Annotated in this window: 18 protein-coding genes; 7 read left to right on the forward strand and 11 right to left on the reverse strand. The window is 70.4% G+C overall.

The window, feature by feature from the left end:
- Positions 1 to 66: 66 nt before the first annotated feature.
- From IF46_RS0129230 to IF46_RS0129240, 3 genes are all read left to right on the forward strand, one after another.
- Positions 67 to 558, forward strand: a complete 492-nt coding sequence (locus IF46_RS0129230; protein ID WP_030491623.1) for a MarR family winged helix-turn-helix transcriptional regulator — start codon at positions 67 to 69, stop codon at positions 556 to 558.
- A gap of 248 nt (positions 559 to 806) precedes the next feature.
- The gene (locus IF46_RS0129235; protein ID WP_030491624.1) at positions 807 to 2687 is read left to right on the forward strand and encodes an ABC transporter ATP-binding protein; all 1881 of its coding nucleotides are present in this window, start codon (positions 807 to 809) and stop codon (positions 2685 to 2687) included.
- 262 nt (positions 2688 to 2949) lie between these two features.
- On the forward strand, positions 2950 to 3333 hold the full coding sequence (locus IF46_RS0129240) for a hypothetical protein (RefSeq protein WP_157563628.1): 384 nt from the start codon (positions 2950 to 2952) through the stop codon (positions 3331 to 3333).
- On the opposite strand, the gene IF46_RS0129245 is transcribed toward IF46_RS0129240, so the two are convergent.
- Both IF46_RS0129245 and IF46_RS0129250 read right to left on the reverse strand, forming a co-directional pair.
- Positions 3323 to 3793: a nitroreductase/quinone reductase family protein gene (locus tag IF46_RS0129245; protein ID WP_030491626.1), complete on the reverse strand. Its 471-nt coding sequence runs from the start codon at positions 3791 to 3793 to the stop codon at positions 3323 to 3325. The genes IF46_RS0129240 and IF46_RS0129245 overlap by 11 nt on opposite strands.
- A 59-nt stretch (positions 3794 to 3852) precedes the next feature.
- Positions 3853 to 4584 carry a hypothetical protein gene (locus IF46_RS0129250; protein WP_051724250.1) on the reverse strand — a complete coding sequence of 244 codons (732 nt, stop codon included), beginning with the start codon at positions 4582 to 4584 and terminating at the stop codon, positions 3853 to 3855.
- A gap of 372 nt (positions 4585 to 4956) precedes the next feature.
- Between IF46_RS0129250 and argS the strand changes: the two genes are divergently transcribed.
- Complete coding sequence (argS, locus tag IF46_RS0129255; RefSeq protein ID WP_030491628.1) at positions 4957 to 6675, forward strand: arginine--tRNA ligase; 1719 nt, start codon at positions 4957 to 4959, stop codon at positions 6673 to 6675.
- A 20-nt stretch (positions 6676 to 6695) separates the two neighbouring features.
- Here the strand turns inward: argS and IF46_RS0129260 are convergent, their stop codons facing one another.
- The 4 genes from IF46_RS0129260 to IF46_RS0129275 all read right to left on the reverse strand — a co-directional run bounded on the left by IF46_RS0129260 (position 6696) and on the right by IF46_RS0129275 (position 9918).
- On the reverse strand, positions 6696 to 7037 hold the full coding sequence (locus tag IF46_RS0129260) for an ArsR/SmtB family transcription factor (RefSeq protein ID WP_030491629.1): 342 nt from the start codon (positions 7035 to 7037) through the stop codon (positions 6696 to 6698).
- Positions 7038 to 7173: 136 nt separating this feature from the next.
- Positions 7174 to 8367 carry an endo-1,4-beta-xylanase gene (locus tag IF46_RS0129265; RefSeq protein ID WP_030491630.1) on the reverse strand — a complete coding sequence of 398 codons (1194 nt, stop codon included), beginning with the start codon at positions 8365 to 8367 and terminating at the stop codon, positions 7174 to 7176.
- 235 nt (positions 8368 to 8602) lie between these two features.
- Positions 8603 to 9064 carry a hypothetical protein gene (locus IF46_RS0129270; protein WP_051724251.1) on the reverse strand — a complete coding sequence of 154 codons (462 nt, stop codon included), beginning with the start codon at positions 9062 to 9064 and terminating at the stop codon, positions 8603 to 8605.
- A gap of 32 nt (positions 9065 to 9096) precedes the next feature.
- Positions 9097 to 9918: a PIG-L family deacetylase gene (locus IF46_RS0129275; RefSeq protein WP_030491632.1), complete on the reverse strand. Its 822-nt coding sequence runs from the start codon at positions 9916 to 9918 to the stop codon at positions 9097 to 9099.
- A gap of 198 nt (positions 9919 to 10116) precedes the next feature.
- Between IF46_RS0129275 and IF46_RS0129280 the strand changes: the two genes are divergently transcribed.
- Positions 10117 to 11022, forward strand: coding sequence for an alpha/beta fold hydrolase (locus tag IF46_RS0129280; protein ID WP_030491633.1), 906 nt, complete (start codon positions 10117 to 10119; stop codon positions 11020 to 11022).
- A gap of 4 nt (positions 11023 to 11026) precedes the next feature.
- Here the strand turns inward: IF46_RS0129280 and prfH are convergent, their stop codons facing one another.
- A complete protein-coding gene (gene prfH / locus IF46_RS0129285; RefSeq protein ID WP_030491634.1) occupies positions 11027 to 11656 on the reverse strand; it encodes a peptide chain release factor H in 630 nt (209 codons plus the stop codon).
- Entirely contained in the window at positions 11653 to 12840 is a 1188-nt protein-coding gene (locus IF46_RS0129290) for an RNA ligase RtcB family protein (RefSeq protein WP_030491635.1), read from the reverse strand. The genes prfH and IF46_RS0129290 overlap by 4 nt, the downstream gene beginning before the upstream one ends.
- Positions 12841 to 13010: 170 nt before the next feature.
- Here IF46_RS0129290 and IF46_RS0129295 point away from each other — a divergent pair, with 170 nt between their 5' ends.
- Positions 13011 to 13541, forward strand: coding sequence for a hypothetical protein (locus tag IF46_RS0129295; protein WP_030491636.1), 531 nt, complete (start codon positions 13011 to 13013; stop codon positions 13539 to 13541).
- A gap of 228 nt (positions 13542 to 13769) precedes the next feature.
- Here the strand turns inward: IF46_RS0129295 and IF46_RS35575 are convergent, their stop codons facing one another.
- Complete coding sequence (locus IF46_RS35575; RefSeq protein ID WP_051724252.1) at positions 13770 to 14759, reverse strand: ice-binding family protein; 990 nt, start codon at positions 14757 to 14759, stop codon at positions 13770 to 13772.
- Between the two features lie 244 nt (positions 14760 to 15003).
- Positions 15004 to 15705, reverse strand: a complete 702-nt coding sequence (locus IF46_RS0129305) for a class I SAM-dependent methyltransferase (RefSeq protein WP_051724253.1) — start codon at positions 15703 to 15705, stop codon at positions 15004 to 15006.
- A 71-nt stretch (positions 15706 to 15776) separates the two neighbouring features.
- Between IF46_RS0129305 and IF46_RS0129310 the strand changes: the two genes are divergently transcribed.
- Positions 15777 to 16532 carry an SDR family oxidoreductase gene (locus tag IF46_RS0129310; RefSeq protein WP_030491638.1) on the forward strand — a complete coding sequence of 252 codons (756 nt, stop codon included), beginning with the start codon at positions 15777 to 15779 and terminating at the stop codon, positions 16530 to 16532.
- Between the two features lie 9 nt (positions 16533 to 16541).
- On the opposite strand, the gene IF46_RS0129315 is transcribed toward IF46_RS0129310, so the two are convergent.
- Complete coding sequence (locus IF46_RS0129315; protein ID WP_030491639.1) at positions 16542 to 18773, reverse strand: hypothetical protein; 2232 nt, start codon at positions 18771 to 18773, stop codon at positions 16542 to 16544.
- Between the last annotated feature and the right edge of the window lies 1 nt (position 18774).

The following is an 18774-nucleotide window of genomic DNA, read 5'->3' on the forward strand; positions in this document are numbered from 1 at the left end:
ACCTACCAGTTGACATGTCAATGATGCTAACTTGGCGATTGACGCGTCAATTCCCGGGAGGATGAGATGACGGAGGCCACACCCGATCGGCGGGGAGGGCGCCAACTCCCGACCGCCGACGAGCTACGCATCTGGCGGGACTTCATCGAGACCACGGCAGCGCTCGGCTCCCGGCTCGAGTCCCGCCTGCAGAGCGACTCCTCGCTCTCGACGGGGGACTACGCCGTGCTCCTCGCCCTCAGCGAGGCGCAGGGGCAGGCGATGCGGTCATCCGAGCTCGCGTCGCACATCGGGTGGGAGCGGAGCCGGCTCTCGCACCACCTCGGGCGGATGGAGCGGCGCGGCCTCATTCGCCGCCAGGAGTGCGCGACAGTTCCCCGTGGGGCGGAGGTGCTGCTCACCGCGGCCGGAGCCGAGGCGTTCAAGGGGGCCACCTTTCCGCACCTGCGCGCCATCCGAGAACTCTTCGTCGACGCCCTCACTCCGGATCAGGTCGTCGCGGCGGGCGAGATCGCCACGGCACTGAGCGCGCACCTCGACGCGCTGCGCGCGGAGTGAAGCGCGGGGGCGCCCCGCCAATGTCGCATCTATAACGGGGAGTGCCCAGACGATTGCCGAGAGCTACATCCGGGTGGTCCAATCCTCCAGAAAGCCGCCACTCCGCCTGCCCGGCGAGGGATGGCGACGGCTGCGCCGCCCGGGAGGTATAGCCCATGAGCGAGACCGCCACCGCAGAGGCCCACCGCGTTGCACCAGGCAAGCCTCGCCCTGGGCGCACGGAGTCGGTGCTGCCGGAGTTGCGGGAGATGTGGTGGGAGACGGGTGTGCGGGCACGAGCGGAGGCCGGCGTCTTCGCCGTGTTCGCGGAGCTGCCCAGGCTCGTCTGGACCGCCCTCGGTATCAGTTGGCGCGCGGACCGACTCCGTACCGGCGTGGTGGGTGCGGCGACGGTCGGCGCGGGGGTGATGGCGGCCTTCGGCCTGTTGGCCACGCAGCGGGTGCTTGTGGAGCTGTTCGCCGGCGGGCCGACCGCGGACAAGGTGCGGGCGGCGCTACCCGCGCTGGCCGTGCTGGCAGCGACGGTAGCGCTCCGAGCGGGGATGGGCATCGCCACCGGGTACGCGCAGAACGGGTTGACGCCTCGGGTCAGCCGCGAGGTGGAGCGGGGCCTGTTCGAGGTGTCGACGGCGGTCCGGTTGGAGGCGTTCGACGCCGACGCGTTCGCCGATGACATGGAACGCGCCTCGCGCGGCACCGAGTCGACCATCGGGCTGGTGCAGGCGTCGATGAACCTGCTCGCCGGTCTGGCCGGGCTGCTCGCCGTGGCGGCGGCCGTCGTCATCATCCATCCGCTGCTGCTGCTGGCGCTGCTGGTCGCCACGGTGCCCAACGCGTGGGCGTCGTTGCGGGCCGGGCATCTGCGGTACCAGACGTACACCGCCGGGTCGGTGCGCCGACGTCGACTGTGGTTGCTGCACAAGCTGATGGCCGAACGAGCCTCCGCCCCGGAGTTGCGCTCGTACGGGCTGCGCCGGTTCCTGCTCGACCAGTACGACCGGGTGATGCAGGTGGAGACGGACATCCAGCTCGCCCTGGCCCGCCGCGTCACCACGACCACCACGGTCGGCGCGATCATCGGTGGCCTCGCCACCGGCACCGTCTACGCCCTACTCGGGCTGCTGCTCCTGGACGGGCAGATCCCGCTAGCCGCCGCGGCGACCTGCGTCATCGCGGTGCAGTCCGCGCAACGGTCGCTGTCCATAGCCACCTTTCAGGTCGACCACGTCTACACCGAGGGGCAGCACTTCGGCGACTACACCGGCTTCATGACCCGCGCCGACGCCTACCTACCGGCCACCACCGGACCCGTGGCCGCCGCCGGCCCGGAACGGCTACGGGAGTTGACCGTCCGGGAGGTAAGTCTGCGCTACCCCGACCGGGACACCCCTGCCGTCGACGGCGTCACGTTGACGATCACCGCCGGGCAGACTGTCGCGTTCGTCGGCGAGAACGGCTCTGGCAAGACGACCCTGGCCGCGATGATCGCCAGCCTCCGCGCTCCGAGCGAGGGCAGCATCGAGTGGAACGGCCGACCGTTGTCGGACTGCGACGTCGACGGGCTGCGGGCCCGGATCGCGGTGGTGACGCAGGAATACCACAAGTGGCCGTTCACCGCGGCCACGAACATCGCCATCGGCGACGTCGACAGCGAGGCCCGGCAGGATCGCATCGAGGCCGCCGCCGGCCGCGCGGTCGCCCACGACATGATCAACGAACTTCCGCACGGGTACGAGACGCTGCTCGACCGGACCTTCGCCCGAGGCCAGGACCTCTCCGGTGGGCAGTGGCAGCGGATCACGGCAGCCCGGGGGTTCCTGCGCGACGCCGAGCTGCTGATCATGGACGAGCCGTCCTCCGCGCTCGACCCCCGCGCCGAGGACGCCCTGTTCCAGACCATTCGGGACCGGCGTGGCCGAGCCACCACGATCCTCATCACGCACCGGCTCGCGAACGTCCGGCACGCCGACCGGATCTTCGTCCTGCACCACGGCCGGCTCGTCGAGGCCGGCACGCACACCGACCTCGTCGCCACCGGCGGCCGGTACGCCGAACTCTTCGCGCTCCAGGCCGCCGGCTACGACGCGAATCTGGCGGGGGGCCACCAGCCCGCCCCAACCGCGCAATGAAGACCCTCGCCGGCACCTGTGTCTCGCCGGCAGGCCGGTCAATACGGCTCTGACCTGCGGTTTTGTCAGATCCGAGCAGTGGCGTTCGGGGTCTGTGAGTGGTACGACTGATGCATTGGACCGCGTGGTGCGGGGTCAGTAGGAGGTGGCGGATGCGTCTTACGAGCACCATGCCCCGGCGGCGCCCCTTCCAGCAGACGGCCACGGTGATCCCGCCCGAGTGCGGAATCGGAGTCGTGTCCTCGTGGCCAACGGGTTCACAATGACAAGCCCGGAAGACACCGGGGAGAAGGCGGCCGCCTACGCCCGTGGCGTCGACGCGGGCCGGATCGAGCAGCGTCTACTGGGGCACGATGAGCACCTGCGAAAGATCAATGGCTCGATCGACTCGATGACACAGGCGCTCGGGTCGCTCACCGAGGAGCTACGCGCCAACGTCACCCTGCTCAGCAGCAACGTGGCCGCAGACCGCCGGGACACCACTGAGCGAGCGAAGATCGCGGCGGTGCGGGTCGAGGAGGCGGGCATCGTCGAGTCCCAGAGGACGGTCCGCTGGACGACCTGGCAGCGGTGGTTCGCCGTCGTCGGCGCGATCGTCCTGGTCGTGAACTTCGGCCTGGGTCTCTACCTCGCGTTCAGCCGTTGACCGGTTCCAGCACCACCACTGTGGTCTCGGACGATCGTCGCGCCGCGTGGGCGTCGAAGTTCTTGTCGGCCTCGCGCCAGCGTGGCCACAGGCGCGATCGCTCGTCGTCGGTGGCGGCACGACCGTGGACCTGCCGCCGCCCGTCGACCAGATCGACGAACGCGTCGGGACGAGCCTGGAGGTTGAGCCACCAGGCGGGCTGGCCCTCCCCCCACCCGTTCATCGCCACGGCGACCAGGTTCGGACCATCCTCGAAGTACGCGAGAATGACGCCGCGTTGCTGGCCGGTGCGGCGCCCGATCGTGGTCAGCCGCAGCGTGCCCCAGCGGTTCTCGCGCGGTCGCCACAACCCGACCCGGCCGCCAGAGGTTCGGTACAGGCCCCGGTGCACCGACCAGGCCAGTCGGATGAACCACCGTGGCGGAAGCCACGGCGCCTTCGTCTCCGGACCATCCGACATGAGGACCTCCCGCATTGACTACTGCTGATGGCGCTCCGCCTTGGCGACAAGTATGAGGGCTAGCGCCGCCAGGCGTCGATGGCGCGTACGCCGTCACGCACGACCCGGTCCAGGATGGCGGGGTTGCCGCTGGTGCCCTCCCACCCCTGGTCGTCGAAGACGGTGACCACGGTGTCGACGCGGGCCACGGCGATCTGGCTGGTCGCGGTGCCGCCGGTGCGCTCGCCGTTCAGGCTTGTCTCGGGCCAGGTCCGGGTCAGCAGCAGCGTGTCGTCGCCGACGCTGGGCAGGGCCTGGCTCTTGACGGTGACGCGGTTTCCGGACTGGTCGTACGAGGGGCACGCCTGAACTGCGGTGCGGAGACGGCCCAGGTAATCCGAAGCGCCGTCGCCGTCGAAGGTGAAGATGGTCTGGTGGATCATTCCCTGCGGCACGTTGCTGGAGGGCTCGCCGGCCTTCTGGTAGGTGACGGTCATCGCGGCGCTCGCGGTGACCTGCCGGCCGCCGGTGCCGAACTCGTTGCCACACAGCTTCGGCAGCGCCTCCTCGACGGGCGTCGTCCGTCGCGGAGACTTCCGTAGCTCGGCGGGCAACTCGACGAAGGCTGAGGTCGGGATGGTCACCTGGGCGGTGGCGCTCGGCGATGGTGGGTCTGTCGGGGGCGCTGACACCGACGTGGTGGTCGGTGCGGTGGTCGCCGGGGCCGAGCCGGGCGGATCCTCGGTAGCGGTGCAGGCAGCGACCAGTGCGATGGTGCCGAGCAGCGCGAGTGCGCGTCGCGTACGGGCCATCGGCCGTGGTGTGTATCGGCTCATCATCACCCCTCGTCTATCCTCGGGCAGTTCCCTGCGCGGCGTCGACCGAAACGACCACGCCGCAGACGTCGACCGGGCCACCGCAAGCGAATCGACGTGTCGTCGCACCGGCCGGGCCGCTATGCTGCCCCGCATGACCAGCGTGATCGCTCAGTGCACCGGACTGTCGTGTGACGTCCCGGTCGGTGCACAGCGACGCCGGCGATCCGTCGCCCGCCCGCGCTGACCTGATTTCTGCGACCGGCGGATCGAGCCGCCGGTCGTTTGCTGGTCGTCCTCGGTCCGCCCGTATCTCCCCTGGCAAACGGCTCGCGTGACGGCGCGGGTCCGAGCGAGAACGGCGTACTCATGGATCTTGAAAAGTTGTTGTCCGACCGGCTGGCGCCGGCGTTCGCGGCGGTGGCCGGCGGCCCGGTCGACCCGCTCGTGCGGCGGTCTGGGCGCGCGGACTTCCAATCCGACGCGGCGCTGGCGCTGGCCCAGCGGCTCGGCCGCCCGCCGCGGGACATCGCCACCGCGGTGCTGGCGCACGCGGTGCTCGACGACGTCGGGGTGTCGGCGGAGGTTTCCGGGCCGGGGTTCATCAATCTGACCGTTGCCGACCGGGCCCTGGCCGACCTGGTCGCCGGGCTGGCCGGCGACGCCCGGCTCGGCGTGCCGTCGACGGTTACCCCGCAGACCGTGGTGGTCGACTATTCGGCGCCGAACGTGGCGAAGGAGATGCATGTCGGGCATCTCCGTTCCACTGTCATCGGCGACGCGGCGGTGCGGCTGCTGGACTGGCTCGGGCACCGGGTGGTGCGGGTCAACCACCTGGGTGACTGGGGGACACCGTTCGGCATGCTGATCGAGCACCTGGTCGACCTCGGTGAGGCCGAGGCCGCGCAGAATCTGTCGATGGGAGACCTGGACTCCTTCTACCGGGCGGCCCGGGTGAAGTTCGACGCCGACGAGGCGTTCCGGGAACGGTCCCGGCTGCGGGTGGTCGCGTTGCAGAGCGGCGACGAGCGGACCCGGCGGTTGTGGCGGTTGCTGGTGACGCAGTCCGAGCGGTACTTCCTGACCGTGTACGACCTGCTCGACGTGACGTTGTCCGGGGACGACTTTCGGGGCGAGAGCGCCTACAACGACCTGCTCGCGGGCGTCGTCGACGATCTGGGCCGGTTGGGGCTGCTGCTGCCCAGCGGTGGTGCCGACTGCGTCTTCCCGCCCGGGTTCAGCGGCCGGGACGGCGAGCCGTTGCCGCTGATCGTGCGCAAGAGCGACGGCGGGTACGGCTACCCGGCCACCGACCTGGCCGCGTTGCGGCAGCGCGTCGGCGAGTGGGGAGCGACCCGGCTGTTGTACGTCGTCGGCCTACCGCAGCGGCAGCACTTCGCGATGGTGTTCGCCGTCGCCCAGGCGGCTGGTTGGCTCAGCCCGCCGGCCCAGGCTGAGCACCTGGGCTTCGGGTCGATCCTCGGCGACGACGGGCGGATGTTGCGCAGCCGGGCCGGTGAGTCGGTGAAGCTGGTCGGGCTCCTGGAGGAGGCGGTCGCCCGCGCCACCGACCTGGCCCGCAGGAGAAACCCGGACCTGGACGCCGAGGCCGCCGACGAGATCGGCCGCGCGGTGGGCATCGGCGCGATCAAGTACGCCGACCTGTCCGTCGACCGGACCAAGGACTACGTCCTGGACTGGGAACGGATGCTCGCGCTGGATGGCAACACCGCGCCTTACCTCCAGTACGCGTACGCCCGGATTCGGTCGGTGCTGCGGCGGGCCGGGGCCGCACCGCGGCCGGACACACCAATCGTGTTCGCGCAGCCGGTGGAGCGGGCACTGACGATCGAGCTGCTCGGCTTCGGCCCAGTGGTCGGTGCGGTGGAGCGGAGTCTCGAACTCCATCAACTCGCCAGCTACCTGCACCGGCTCGCGACCGCGTTCAACGCGTTCTACGAGCGCTGCCCGGTGTTGCGGGCCCCGGACGAGCTGCGGGAGAGCCGGCTGCTGCTGGCCGAGCTGACCGCCCGGACCCTGCGGCAGGGGCTGCACCTGCTCGGCATCCGAACGCTTGAGCGGATGTGACGAGCCAGTGTCCCGCCCGGTCAGCGGGCCTTCTTCGTCGCCCGCTTCCGGGGCGGCGTCAACAGGTCGGCGATCTGCGCGATCGCGGCGGGCACCAGGCGGTAGTACGCCCAGACCCCGCGCTTGTCGCGTTCGAGCAGGCCGGCCTCGGTGAGGATCCGAAGGTGATGACTCACCGTCGGTTGGGAGAGGTTGAGCGACGAGGTGAGGTCACTTACCGACGCCTCACCTTCCGGCGCGGACTGGATCAGGCTGAGCAGCCGGAGTCGCGCCGGATCGGCGAAGGCCTTCAGCACCCCCGCTAGCCGCTCGGCATCGGCCCGCTTGATGGGATCGCCGGTCAGCGGCGAGATCGCAGGCATGGCAGTTTTCGCAGTTCCCACGCCTGCCATAGTGACACCAACACCATCAATAAAGCGGCAGAACCGGCACCAGTACCCCAATGGCGTCCGGATCGGGCCGTGTGGAGCGTTACGAGACTCCACACGGCCCGGTGCGTCAGCGGCGGGGCTTCGGCGCGAGGCGCGGCAGGACGTACGGCGGTCCTGCGAAGATCAGGTCGGACTTCAGCTCCTGGTATGCGCGCTTGGGCTGGTAGTTCTCGTCGTAGATGGTGGCCAGGCCCTCCGGCGGGTCGTCGAACCAGCCCGGCACCCAGGAATGCCTGTCACTGAAACCCCAGACCGTGTACGACAGGCAGCTCCGCACGGCGAGGCACGCCTTCATCAGCACGCTGAAGTTGGCGGCCGACGCCTGGAGCCGGGGATTGATCTCCTCCGAGTTGCCCGCCTGGACGCCTGCTGTCATCTGGCTGCGGACGTCGACCTCGGTGAACGCGGTCGCGACGCCGAGCCCGCTGAACTTCTTCAGCGCGGCGGTCACCTGGAGGGTGTCGAAGTTGCCGTACTGGGTGCCGAGGTGGCCCTGGGAGCCGACGCCGTCGATCGGGACGCCCTGGGCGCGCAGGCCCTTGGTCATGTCGTACACGAACTGGGTCTTGTCGTCCGCCGGGTTGCCGGAGCCGAACGCCTCGATGTTGTAGTCGTTGTAGAAGAGCAGTGCCTTGGGGTCGGCGGCCCGCGCCCAGCGGAACGCGTCGGCGATGTAGCCGGGCCCGAGGTTCTGCGCCCAGAAGCCCTTGTAGTGCAGGGTCGACGGGGTGTCCCACGGGTCGCTGACCGCCTCGTTGACCACGTCCCACTGCCAGATCTTGCCCTGGTAGCGCTTGACGACGGTGGTGATGTGTTTGCGCAGCAGCTCGCGCAGCTCCTGCTTGCTGATGGAGCCGTCGGCGACGCCACTGGTCAGCCAGCCGGGTAGTTGGTTGTGCCAGACCAGCACGTGGCCGCGCACGCTCTGCCGGTTGCGCTTGGCGAAGTCGACGAGCTGGTCGGCCGGCGCCCAGTTGTAGGTGCCGCGGGTGGGCTCCAGGCTCTCCCACTTCATCGCGTTCTCCGCGGTGACCGAGGAAAACTCGGAGGACGCCAGCGTGCGGTACTGCGGGTCGCTGGCGTCGTTGAGGGCATCAATGCTCACGGCGGTGCCGACGTGCAGGCCGTGGCGTAGGCCGAGGGTGGCGAGGCTCTGCGCCGTGGGGTCGTACGGCCGGCTCGCGGTGGCCGGCACCGTGTTCAACGCCGCAATGGTCGCGACGGCGACCACGCCGACGGTCGTCCACTGTCTCAGCTTCATCTGCGTTCCCTTCCGTTTTCATAGACAACTATCGATCTTGAAGCGCAGGGTGCGGTGCTGACAGGTGGAGCAGGGGGTCGGTAATCGGTAACCGGAAACTTGCTCGAAACGTTAAGGCGGTCGATGTCGGGACGTCAACCGTCAACATTTCCGGAAATTGGTCGTATGACCTGCGGAGCCTCAATCGGCTTGCCATCGAAACTTTCGGGTGCCGGCAATCTCGCCAGCCGTCGGGCTACTGGTCGTACCGACGGGTGACGCCGGCGGTCAACTCCGCGGTGGCGATCATGCGCGCGACCTCGATGGGCGGCGAGCGGAGTTCACTGGCCACGACCTCGAAGGGGTCGACCACGCCGGATCCGGCCACGGGCCGGTCGACGGCGAGCACGTAACGGAAGCCTCTGGGCGAGTTTGGTGCCTCCCGGACGGCCCAACTCGCCGCGTGATTGGTGATCATGAACTCCGCGAGGAACGACGCGAGGTCGGTGTGCAGGGTGACCCAGTCGTCCTGAGTGAACTCGTTGAGCGGAAGCTCCGACAGGTATGCCCGCAGGTACGGCACCAGCGCGATCGGGTCGCCGGTGAGCGCCTCAGCGGGAGCGTTCGTTTCCTTTGCGAACTCTTGGAAACTCTGATGAGAGTCACCCGCCCAGGTCGGCAGCTCGTCGTGCGCCTGAGCCATGCCGTTGTTGCTCATTGTGCTTTCGTCATTCACTTAGCCCGGACCGGTCAGCGCAGGCCGGCGAAGAGGTCGTCCTCGGGCGTCGGCGCGCCGGTCCGGTCACGGACCCGGAGGAAGGTCTCCATGCCCATCAGCTCGGTGAACCGCTCCTGGCCCAGTTGCAGGAAGAAGATGTTCTCGGTCTGACTGGCGTGCGTGGCCAGCGCGGCGAACTTCTGCGCGCCGTACTTGCTGGTGTCGACCCAGGTGGTGATCTCGTCGTCGGGTAGGCCGAGCTGCGGCTCCGCCGCGTCCGGCTCGGCCCACTCGACGCCGAGCTCCTTCATGATCCGGCCGAACTCCGCGAACGCCGTACGCGGCACCGTGGTCCAGTAGACCTTCGCCGGGACGTCCGTCTGCTCGACGGCGGCCATCGTGATCCGGTGGGCCTGGATGTGGTCCGGGTGGCCGTAGAAACCGTTCTCGTCGTACGTGACGATCACGTCCGGCTGGTACTGCCGGATCAGGTCCGCGAGCCGGGCCGCCGCCTCCGCCAGCGGCGTCGTCCAGAACGCGCCGGGCAGATCGTTTGTCGGCCAGCCCATCATCCCGGAGTCGGCGTAGCCGAGGGTCTCCAGGTGGGTGACGTTCAGCGTCGCGCAGCTGGCCTCCAACTCGGCCTGGCGCATCGCCACGACGGCGGCCGGGTCGTGCCCCTCATCACCCGGCTTGACCCCACCCGGGCCGTCCCCACATCGCCCGTCGGTGCAGGTCACCAGCACGGTCGTGACCCCCTCGGCGGCATAGCGGGCCAGGACGCCGCCGGTGCTCGTCGCCTCGTCGTCGGGGTGGGCGTGCACCGCCATCAGGGTCAGAGGTCGCTCAGCCATGCCAACACCCTACGGCCACCCGGCGACGGCTCCGCCCTGACCGCCATCGGTCTCCACCGCCAGCAGCGGGAGCGGCATCCTACCCAGTTCGGCATCCGTCGAGCGGTCCTTGTCTGAACGGTGATCAGCCTTCTGACAGGTCGCTAGATTCAGGCGTGATCAGCACATCCGCGCGGGTCCGGACGCAGGGAGAAGTCGATGGCGAGGGCCGCTGCCGGGTTCACTGACCTGCGACAGGTCGAGGCCGGCCTGCTGAACGTCGGGTACGTCGACGCGGGGCCGCCCGCCGGGGACGCGGTGATCCTCCTGCACGGGTGGCCGTACGACATCCACAGCTTCGCCGACGTCGTACCGCTGCTCACCGCCGCCGGTCACCGGGTCGTCGTCCCGTACCTGCGGGGCTACGGCACGACCCGGTTCCTCTCCGACGACACCTTGCGAAACGGCGAGCCGGCGGCCATGGGGCTCGACCTCATCGCCCTGATGGACGCCTTGAAGATCGACACCGCGAAGCTCGCCGGGTTCGACTGGGGCGCGCGGACGGCCGATGTCGTCGCGGCGCTGTGGCCCGAGCGCTGCCGCGGGTTGGTCTCGGTCAGCGGCTACCTGATCGACGGCCAGAAATCGGGCACGGTGCCGTTGCCGCCGAAGGCGGAGTTCGCGTGGTGGTACCAGTACTACTTCGCCACCGAGCGTGGCCGGGAAGGCTACGACAAGAACCGGCGCGACTTCGCCAGGCTGATCTGGCACACCGCGTCCCCCAAGTGGACGTTCGACGACGCGACGTTCGACCGCAGCGCGGCGGCGTTCGACAACCCCGACCACGTCGACATCGTCATCCACAACTACCGCTGGCGGCTGGCCCTCGCCGACGGTGAGCCGCAGTACGCCGAGATCGAGGAGCGTCTGGCCGCGAAGCCGAAGATCACCGTGCCCAGCATCTCCCTGGAGGGGGACGCCAACGGTGCGCCGCACCTGGAGCCCACCGTCTACGGCAAGCAGTTCGCCGGGCCGTACGAGCATCGGACCGTCGGGGGCGGTGTCGGGCACAACCTGCCGCAGGAGGCGCCGCAGGCCTTCGCGGACGCGGTGCTGGAAGTCTGACTCGCTAGCCTCCCGGCCGCCGGGGCGCTGGGCGTTCCACCCGCACCGGATCGCCGCGAACGAGCCCGTCGTGGATGCGCCACCGGGCGGTGGTGACGGCACGTTGGGCCGCCTCGTCGCCGCGCTCGACGCGTTGGCGCAGCAGACGCAGGGCGATCCCGCGGTTGAGACTGAGCTGCCGCTCCTCATCCACCACGACGACGATGCCCGACGGGCGGTGCGTCGCGCGTACCGCCGTGCTGGCCTTGTTCCGGTGCTGACCACCCGGACCGCCGGTGCGGCAGGCGACGATGTCGACGTCCGACTCGCGGAACGTCGTCGGCTGCGCGTCGCGTTGGGGTGGCTGGGCGGTGACGTACCAGTTCTTTCGGCCGGTGCTCGGCCGGTACGGGCTGGGGGCCTGCCAGCACAGCGTCCCGGTCCACGAGGCGGCGAACGCGTCGGCGTCGACGCCAGAGATCCGGATGAGCACCGACCGGTAGGTGCCGGAGCGGTCACCGGGCACCGACTGAACCTGCTCGATCGTCAGACCTCGGCGGGCGCCCTCGTCGATCAGGCGGCGCAGCAGCTGACTCAGGGCCCAGGCGCACTCCTGCGGCCCACGCCCGGCCGACAGCAGCAGAAGCACGCTCACGACCGGCCTCTCCTGCCGCGCTGGTTCCGCCGGTCCGGTCGTGCGGCGGACCCGAGGTCGGGTGTCTTGTAGGTGACCAGGGGCGTCGTGCTGACCACAGGCGTGGCCAGGTGGTGCTCGAAGAGGTCGGCGATCACCTGCTCGATGCGCTTGTACGCGCCGGGCGCCTCCTCGAAGAGCAGCTGACGATCACCGCACACCACAAGCGACCCCACCGGGGTACGCCTCAACTCCTCGACCGTGTGCTTGGCCCGGCCCCGCCGCAGGGCGTCGGCGCGCGACATCTTGCGGCCAGCGCCATGCGCCACGGAATGGTTGGCGTCCGGCCCGGCGTGCGCGGCCACCAGGTAGGACGCCGTTCCCCGGGTGCCGGCGATGAGGACATCCCGGCCGTCACCCGGTGCCGCGCCCTTGCGGTGCAGGTAGACCCCGTCCCGGACCTCGACCAGGTTGTGGCACTGGTCGACGATCGGCGCGGCTGGCTCGGCCCCCAACGCGTGCGCGACCCGAGCGGCCAGCACCCGGCGGTTGAGCGACCCCCAGCGCACGGCGTCGTCGTGCATGGCGAGGTAGGCGGCGGGGTCGGGGGCTGCCCCGGCGCCGTGGACCTCGGTGTGTGCCCGCAGGATCCGCTCGCCCAGACCCCGGGAACCGCTGTGCACGATGAGCACGAGATCGCCCGCGTCGATCCCGAGCCGGCTCGCGTGACCCACGTCGAAGATGGTGTCGACGCGGGCCAGCTCCACGAAGTGGTTGCCCCGGCCGACGGTTCCGAGGCCGTCCAGGTGACCGGCCGGGACGTCGCCGTCGACAGCGGCCCAGGCGGGGTCGTCGGCATCCCGTACCGGGTCGAGCGCCTGGTCGAGGTCGGGGAACCGGGCGGCGAGGCGTTCCGGTACGGCCCGCTTGAGCCGGATCGGAAACACCGCGATGCCGCAGCCGATATCGGAGCCCACCAGGAACGGGTAGAGCACTGTCGACGCCATGGCTGCGCCGATCGGCGCGCCCTTGCCGGGATGCAGGTCCGGCATCGCGGCGACGTGCCGCATCCCGGGCAGGGCGGCGACCTGCTGGCACTGCGCGAGCGCGTCGGACTCGATCCAACTCGCGGGGGAGGCGAACACCGTGACGGTGGCCGGGGTGGACGAGGGCAGGGTCTCCCGAGGGAGGTGGTGCTGGGACAAGAGGGGCTCACTTCACGCTGAGGACGAGGGACGGACGGCGTCACGACCCCCGGGAGGCGTCACCGGGGGCGCGGAGCTCAGGTGGTGTCCGTCAGTACGTCATGGACGTCACTCTGGCCGAGCACGTCGCGCGCGACAACCGATTTTCCTTCGCGACGTACGCTGCCGCGATGAGCGCACCGCGTCGCATCCTGGTCTACGGGGTGTACGGCTCCGGCAAGTCCACCCTTTCGGCGCGGTTGGCCGAGCATCTCGGGCTGCCCTGGTATCCGGTGGACGATCTGCTCTGGCAGCCGGGCTGGGTCGAGGTGCCGGTCGCGCAGCAGCGCAGTCGGATCGAGGAGATCTGTCGACGGGACCGTTGGATCATCGACGGGGCGTACCACGGCTGGCGGGACGTCCCGTTGGCCCGCGCCGACCTGGTCGTCGGCCTGGACTATCCACGGTGGTGCTCCTTCGGTCGGTTGCTCCGTCGTACCGTCCGCCGGGTCGCGACGGGCGAGGTGATCTGCAACGGCAACCGCGAGTCGCTGAGCAGTGTGCTTTCCCCGGACTCGATCCTGGTGTGGCATGTTGGCGCGTTCGGCCGGGCTCGGCGGCGGATGCGGGCCTGGCAGGCCGACCCGTCCGGGCCGCCCGTGGTGTTACTGCGTTCCCCGGCGGACCTGGACGTCTGGCTGACCGGGCTGCCCCGCGGGTAAGGCCCGGGGCGGCGGATGACTGGCGGACGGTCGAGGGCGTACCCGACGTCGGCCCGCTCCCTCGTGGGGAGCGGGCCGACGACGTCGGATGGCCCGGCCGGCAGTGCGCCGGCCGGGCCGTCGATCAGGACTCCAGGCGTCGACGCCGCGCGAGGAAGAACGCGACCGCGCCGAGTACGACCATCGCGCTTCCGACGCCGGTCATCGCCGGAACCACACCGCCACCGGTCACCGGCAGGATGGGGTGCTTGCCGCCCGGTCCACCGGGTCGACCAGATGGTCCAGCGGGTCCAGATGGTCCAGCGGGTCCAGCGGGTCCAGCGGGTCCGGACGGGCCAGGTGCGCCGGGGCTACCGGGTGCGCCAGGCGCTCCGGGGCTACCGGGTGCTCCGGGGCTACCGGGTGCTCCGGGGCTACCGGGTGCTCCGGGGCTACCGGGTGCTCCGGGGCTACCGGGTGCGGTCCGGGCGGGCCGCTCGGCGCGGCGCAGACCGGTGCGCTGATGACGTTGGTGTCCAGGGTGACGGCGGCGGTTCGGGCCAGCGCGCGGCCCTGGAGGGTCGCGCCTGTGGCCAGCGTGATCGCTGCCTGGGCCATGATGGTGCCCACGAAGGTGGTGCCCGTGCCGATCGTCGCCGAGCTACCGATCTTCCAGAACACGTTGCAGGCCGAAGCCCCGTTGGTCAGGATGACGCTGCTGTTCGACGCCGTCGTCAGCGAGGAGTCGACCTGGAAGATGAACACCGACGATGGGTCGCCCTGACCGTTGAGCGTCAACGCCCCGGTCAGCTGGGCGGCGCCGATCCGGTAGACGCCTTCGTTGAGCGTGTTGCCGCCCAACTCCGCCGGGAGGTTGGTGAACGGGGTCCGGCCGGCGGCGTCGTTGAAGGCGATGGTCAGGTCGCTCTGCGCTTGCAGAGCGACCGCGTCGCCGAGGTGCACCTCGCCACCGATGGTCGCCGTTCCGAAGCCGGCCGCGGTGTTTCCGGGGAATCGCCCGAGACTTTGAGCCAGGAAGCTGGGGCCGGTGTTGGTGGGCTCCGCCCCGGCCAGGACGGAGAAGTCAGCCGCCGTCCCCAGATTGACCGGTGCTTCCTGCGCGTTGGCGGCGGTCGAGCTGAAGAGCAGCAGACTGGCCGCCACCGTGGCGGCGGCGCCAGCCGCGAGCGCCGGCAGGACCGCCCGCCGCCGGAGCCGAAACTTGGGTTTAGCTGTCACAGAACACCCTCCGTGGGTACTACTCGCAGGAGACGTCTCGCGAGCCGCGTCCTGCGCGATACGGCCTGTATGGCGCCGATGAGCGCGGTGACTACCACATCACGCCGGGTGTTCATATGTGGCCAAAACGAGACAATAGGCAAAGTTCGTCTATGTGAATTGGACTGAGCTTCGCGTTCTTGTTTGACGGTTTCGCGGGGACCTGGCAGCGCACGCGGCCGGGGCAGCCGAGCGGCTTTCGGCCCTACTGCTGAACCGTCCGGGCCGGTTTGGTCGCGCGTCCCAGGACGCAGGGCGAGGAGGGGCTGTTGCTGGTGGCCGGGAACCGGAACCGGCGCAGCTCGTCCAGCTGGAAGCCCGCAGATCTGATGGCGGCGACGGTGTCACGGTTGGTGTGGCAGCCGGCGAACAGCTTCGGCCAGAGCGTGGCGTCGACGAGTCGTTGGGCGCGGCGCAGACCGCTGGCCTCCTCGGCGGCGACGTGCTCGAAGAAACGCACCTGGCCGCCAGCGTGCAGCACACGGCTGATCTCGGCCAACGCGCTCGCCTGATCGGGCACGGTACACAGCACCAACGCGACCACGGCCACGTCGAGCTCGCCGTCCCCGGCGGGCAGCGCTTGGGCCAGACCGTCGACGACAGTGACTGGAACCGGCGCGGTTGACGCGGCCCGCTCGGCAGCGGCGCGCAGACGCCGCTCCGGTTCGACCGCGAGGACGTGGGTCACCCCCGGCGGATAGTGGGAGAACATTCGCCCGTTGCCCGCACCGATCTCGATCACCCGGCCGGACAGGCCGGCGACCAGGTCCCGTCGGAACGCGGCCGTGCCGGCACGGTCCATGGCGACGCTGAGCCGCTCGTACACCCGGGCGAAGACGGGGTGGGACACGGTGGCCACGTCGACCTCCTGATCTCCGTTGAACTGCTCTGCCCGATTGTCCTGCATCCGCGCACGCTTTCCGTCTTACTGATTGGCAGCACGATTCAACCGAGTGCAGACAGGACGTGGTTCGGGATATGAAGATCGTCGTCATCGGAGGCAGCGGCCTCATCGGCTCCAAGCTGGTGAAGAGGCTCGGCGACCAGGGCCACGAGGCGGTGCCGGCATCGCCGAAGACCGGCGTCAACACGTTGACCGGCGAGGGAGTGGCCGATGCGCTCACCGGCGCGGAGGTCGTCGTCGACGTGTCGAACTCACCGTCGTTCGAGGACGCCGCCGTGCTGGAATTCTTCGAGACGTCCACCCGGACGCTCCTCGCCGCCGCCTCGGACGCCGGGGTCCGCCACTACGTGGCGCTCTCCATCGTGGGGTGCGACCGGATCCCGGACAGCGGATACATGCGCGCGAAGGTCGCCCAGGAGAAGCTCATCGTCGCGTCCGGGGTGCCGTACTCGGTGGTGCACGCCACCCAGTTCTTCGAGTTCCTCCAGGGCATCATCGACGCCGCCACGGACGGCGACACCGTGCACCTCGCGCCGGTGCTCATCCAGCCGATGGCCGCGGACGACGTGGCAGCCGCGGTGGCTGAGGTCGTGCTCAGCGCGCCGATGAACGCCGTGGTCGAGGTCGCCGGCCCGGAGCAGTTCCGCCTCGACGAACTGGGCCGATCCCTGCTCGCGGACCAGCAGGACCGTCGTTCGGTGGTGGCCGACCCCGACGCCCGGTACTTCGGCGCCAAGCTGGGCGAACGCTCGCTCGTCCCCGCCGACGGGGCCCGCATCGCCGGCACCAGCCTGGACGACTGGCGTACGCGGGCGAGTCGGGGAAGGTGAGCCGGCCCGTTACCTCGGCGTTGCGGGCGGGTCGGTCCGCCCGTCGAGGCGCTGCACCAACTCCCGTACGACCTCGATGAACGGCTCATCGGACTCGTCCGGCCAGTGCCCGTGGATGGGTGGAGCGACGCTGTCACCGGGTGGCGTCACCACGTCGCGTGGATCCCGCTGTCGGCGATCCACCCTGGCGACCGGGTCGCCGGTGGTGGCCGGTGCGGGGGACGGACGCGGGGAGAAGAGCCAGCCGCCGATGGGGTCGGTGTCGCGCCACAGGTTCACCCAGCGCCAACCCACCCGACGGCCGATCTCGTGCAGTACGGCGTCGTCGACGTAGGCGGGGAAGAGCCGAGCGTAGAGGCGGCGCAGCGGTGACCCGTGGGTGAGCAGGGCGACGCGGTCGCCGACCTGCGGCGGCAACTGGAGCACCGTGGCGGCGAGCAGGACCGAGCCGTGGCTGTGCCCGGTGAGCAGCACGGCGTCGCCACGCTCGACGAGGTACGTGATCCGGCGGGCCAACTCCGGCACGGCCCGCTCGGAGTAGCAGGGCGGCGCGAACGGGTGGGCGGCCCGGGGCCAGAAGGTGCCGAGGTCCCAGAGGACGCCGATGTGTCGACGGAACGGCACAGTCCGGTACGCGAAGATGCCGGCGACGATCAGCCCGAGGATGACCGCCGCGATCACCCAGCTGCCGAACGCGATGCCGAACGTGACCGCCTCCGCCGGCAACCTCGCGTTCCGCTCGATGACGTCGCCGGGGAACTGCCCCAGCAGGCCGACGGTGGTGGTGGCCGTGGCGAGTCCGGCGAGACAGCCGTAGAGCACGGCCAGTGGCACCAGTTTCTCGGCGAAGCGGGCACGGGCAATCGCGTCGCGGACCTGCCGCAGGCGGGGCTCGGCCTCGGCCGGCGGGTTCGGAAAGTCGCGCGCGACGATCGCCGCCGCGGCCCGACGCCGACCTCGGCGGGAGAGCAGGACGACGAGGCCGGCGACGATCACGGTGACCAGCAGCGCGCGGAGGAAGCCGTAGATCGCCCAGGTGTAGGCCCGGGGCGGGCCGGCGGCGATGCCCTCCCCGGTCGGCACGTCGCGGTCCAGGAAGTCCGCCACGCGGTAGACCAGCTCGGCGGAGTACGCCACCGCCATGCTGATCCCGGTGGCCGCGACCACGAGAGCGCCCAGCCCGAACAGCGGGGTGGCGCCCCGCTCTCCGCGTCGGTGGCAGAGCAGCACCACGCCGAGGGCGGCCAGCAGCGTCGTCTGGGCGACGAACAGGCCGGCCAGGGTCGTGTCGTAGCCGGGTAGGCCGTGCCCCTCCGGCCATGGCTGCGAGCTGGTCAGCACGTGCGCCACGACGACCACGGTCAGGATGATGGCCGCCGTCCGGAGCGTGCGGGTCACCCCGTCGAGCCGCTTGTTGCCGGCGTCCCGGTCGATCAGCGGCGGCGTGCAGAGCAGCACCACGCAGCCCGTCAGGATCACCCCCGTGATCGCGGTCAGCGCGATCGTGGCGGCCGAGGCGCTGTTCGCGGCGCGGGCCAGGAGCAGAACGAGGTCAAGCGTCGCGAAGGCGGCAGCGACGTGGATGGCGCGCAACCGGCCCACCAGAGGCTCCGCGTCCCACTGACCGACCGTGCCGAGCCGAGACGTGGAGCTGCCCTGATCGGGTGCGCGAAACGCCTCGAACGTCCGCCCCGGGCGGCAGCTGATCCGCCAGATCAGGCCGGTGGCGGCGGCTGGGACCAGCGCGAGCACCGCCAGCCGCGCACCGACCGGCCGTCCACCCAGCCAGGACAACCAGCTGCGTCCGGCCAGGCAGTCGGGCGAGGCCAGGCACTTCCAGCCCACGAGGTCCAGGGCGACACCGGCGATGGCGAGTACGTACAGCACGGTGAGCGTGAGCGCCAGCACCCGGCACAGGGACTTGACCACCGCCTCGGTGCCAGGATTCGCCGGCCGCATCCAGATCGCCACGTTGGCCAGCATGAAGGGGAGCAGGAAGACCACCGCCAGGGTGCGGGCCACGGTCCCGGAGGGCAGGTCACCCCAGCGGTACGCCTCCAGCGTCACCCCGCGCACCCCGCCGGTGTCCGAGCACCGGCAGCGCGGCCGGTAGAACCCTCCACTGCGATCGCCGGCGACCTGCCCGGTCTGTTGCAGGTCCAGCACCTGTGCGGCGCTCGCGCCGGAGACTCCGTGCACCCGTAGCTCCACGACGTCGCCGGAGTCGTCCGGCCCGCTCAAC

This window comes from Micromonospora chokoriensis (genome assembly GCF_000718555.1).
In the GTDB taxonomy this organism is placed as follows: domain Bacteria; phylum Actinomycetota; class Actinomycetes; order Mycobacteriales; family Micromonosporaceae; genus Micromonospora; species Micromonospora chokoriensis_B.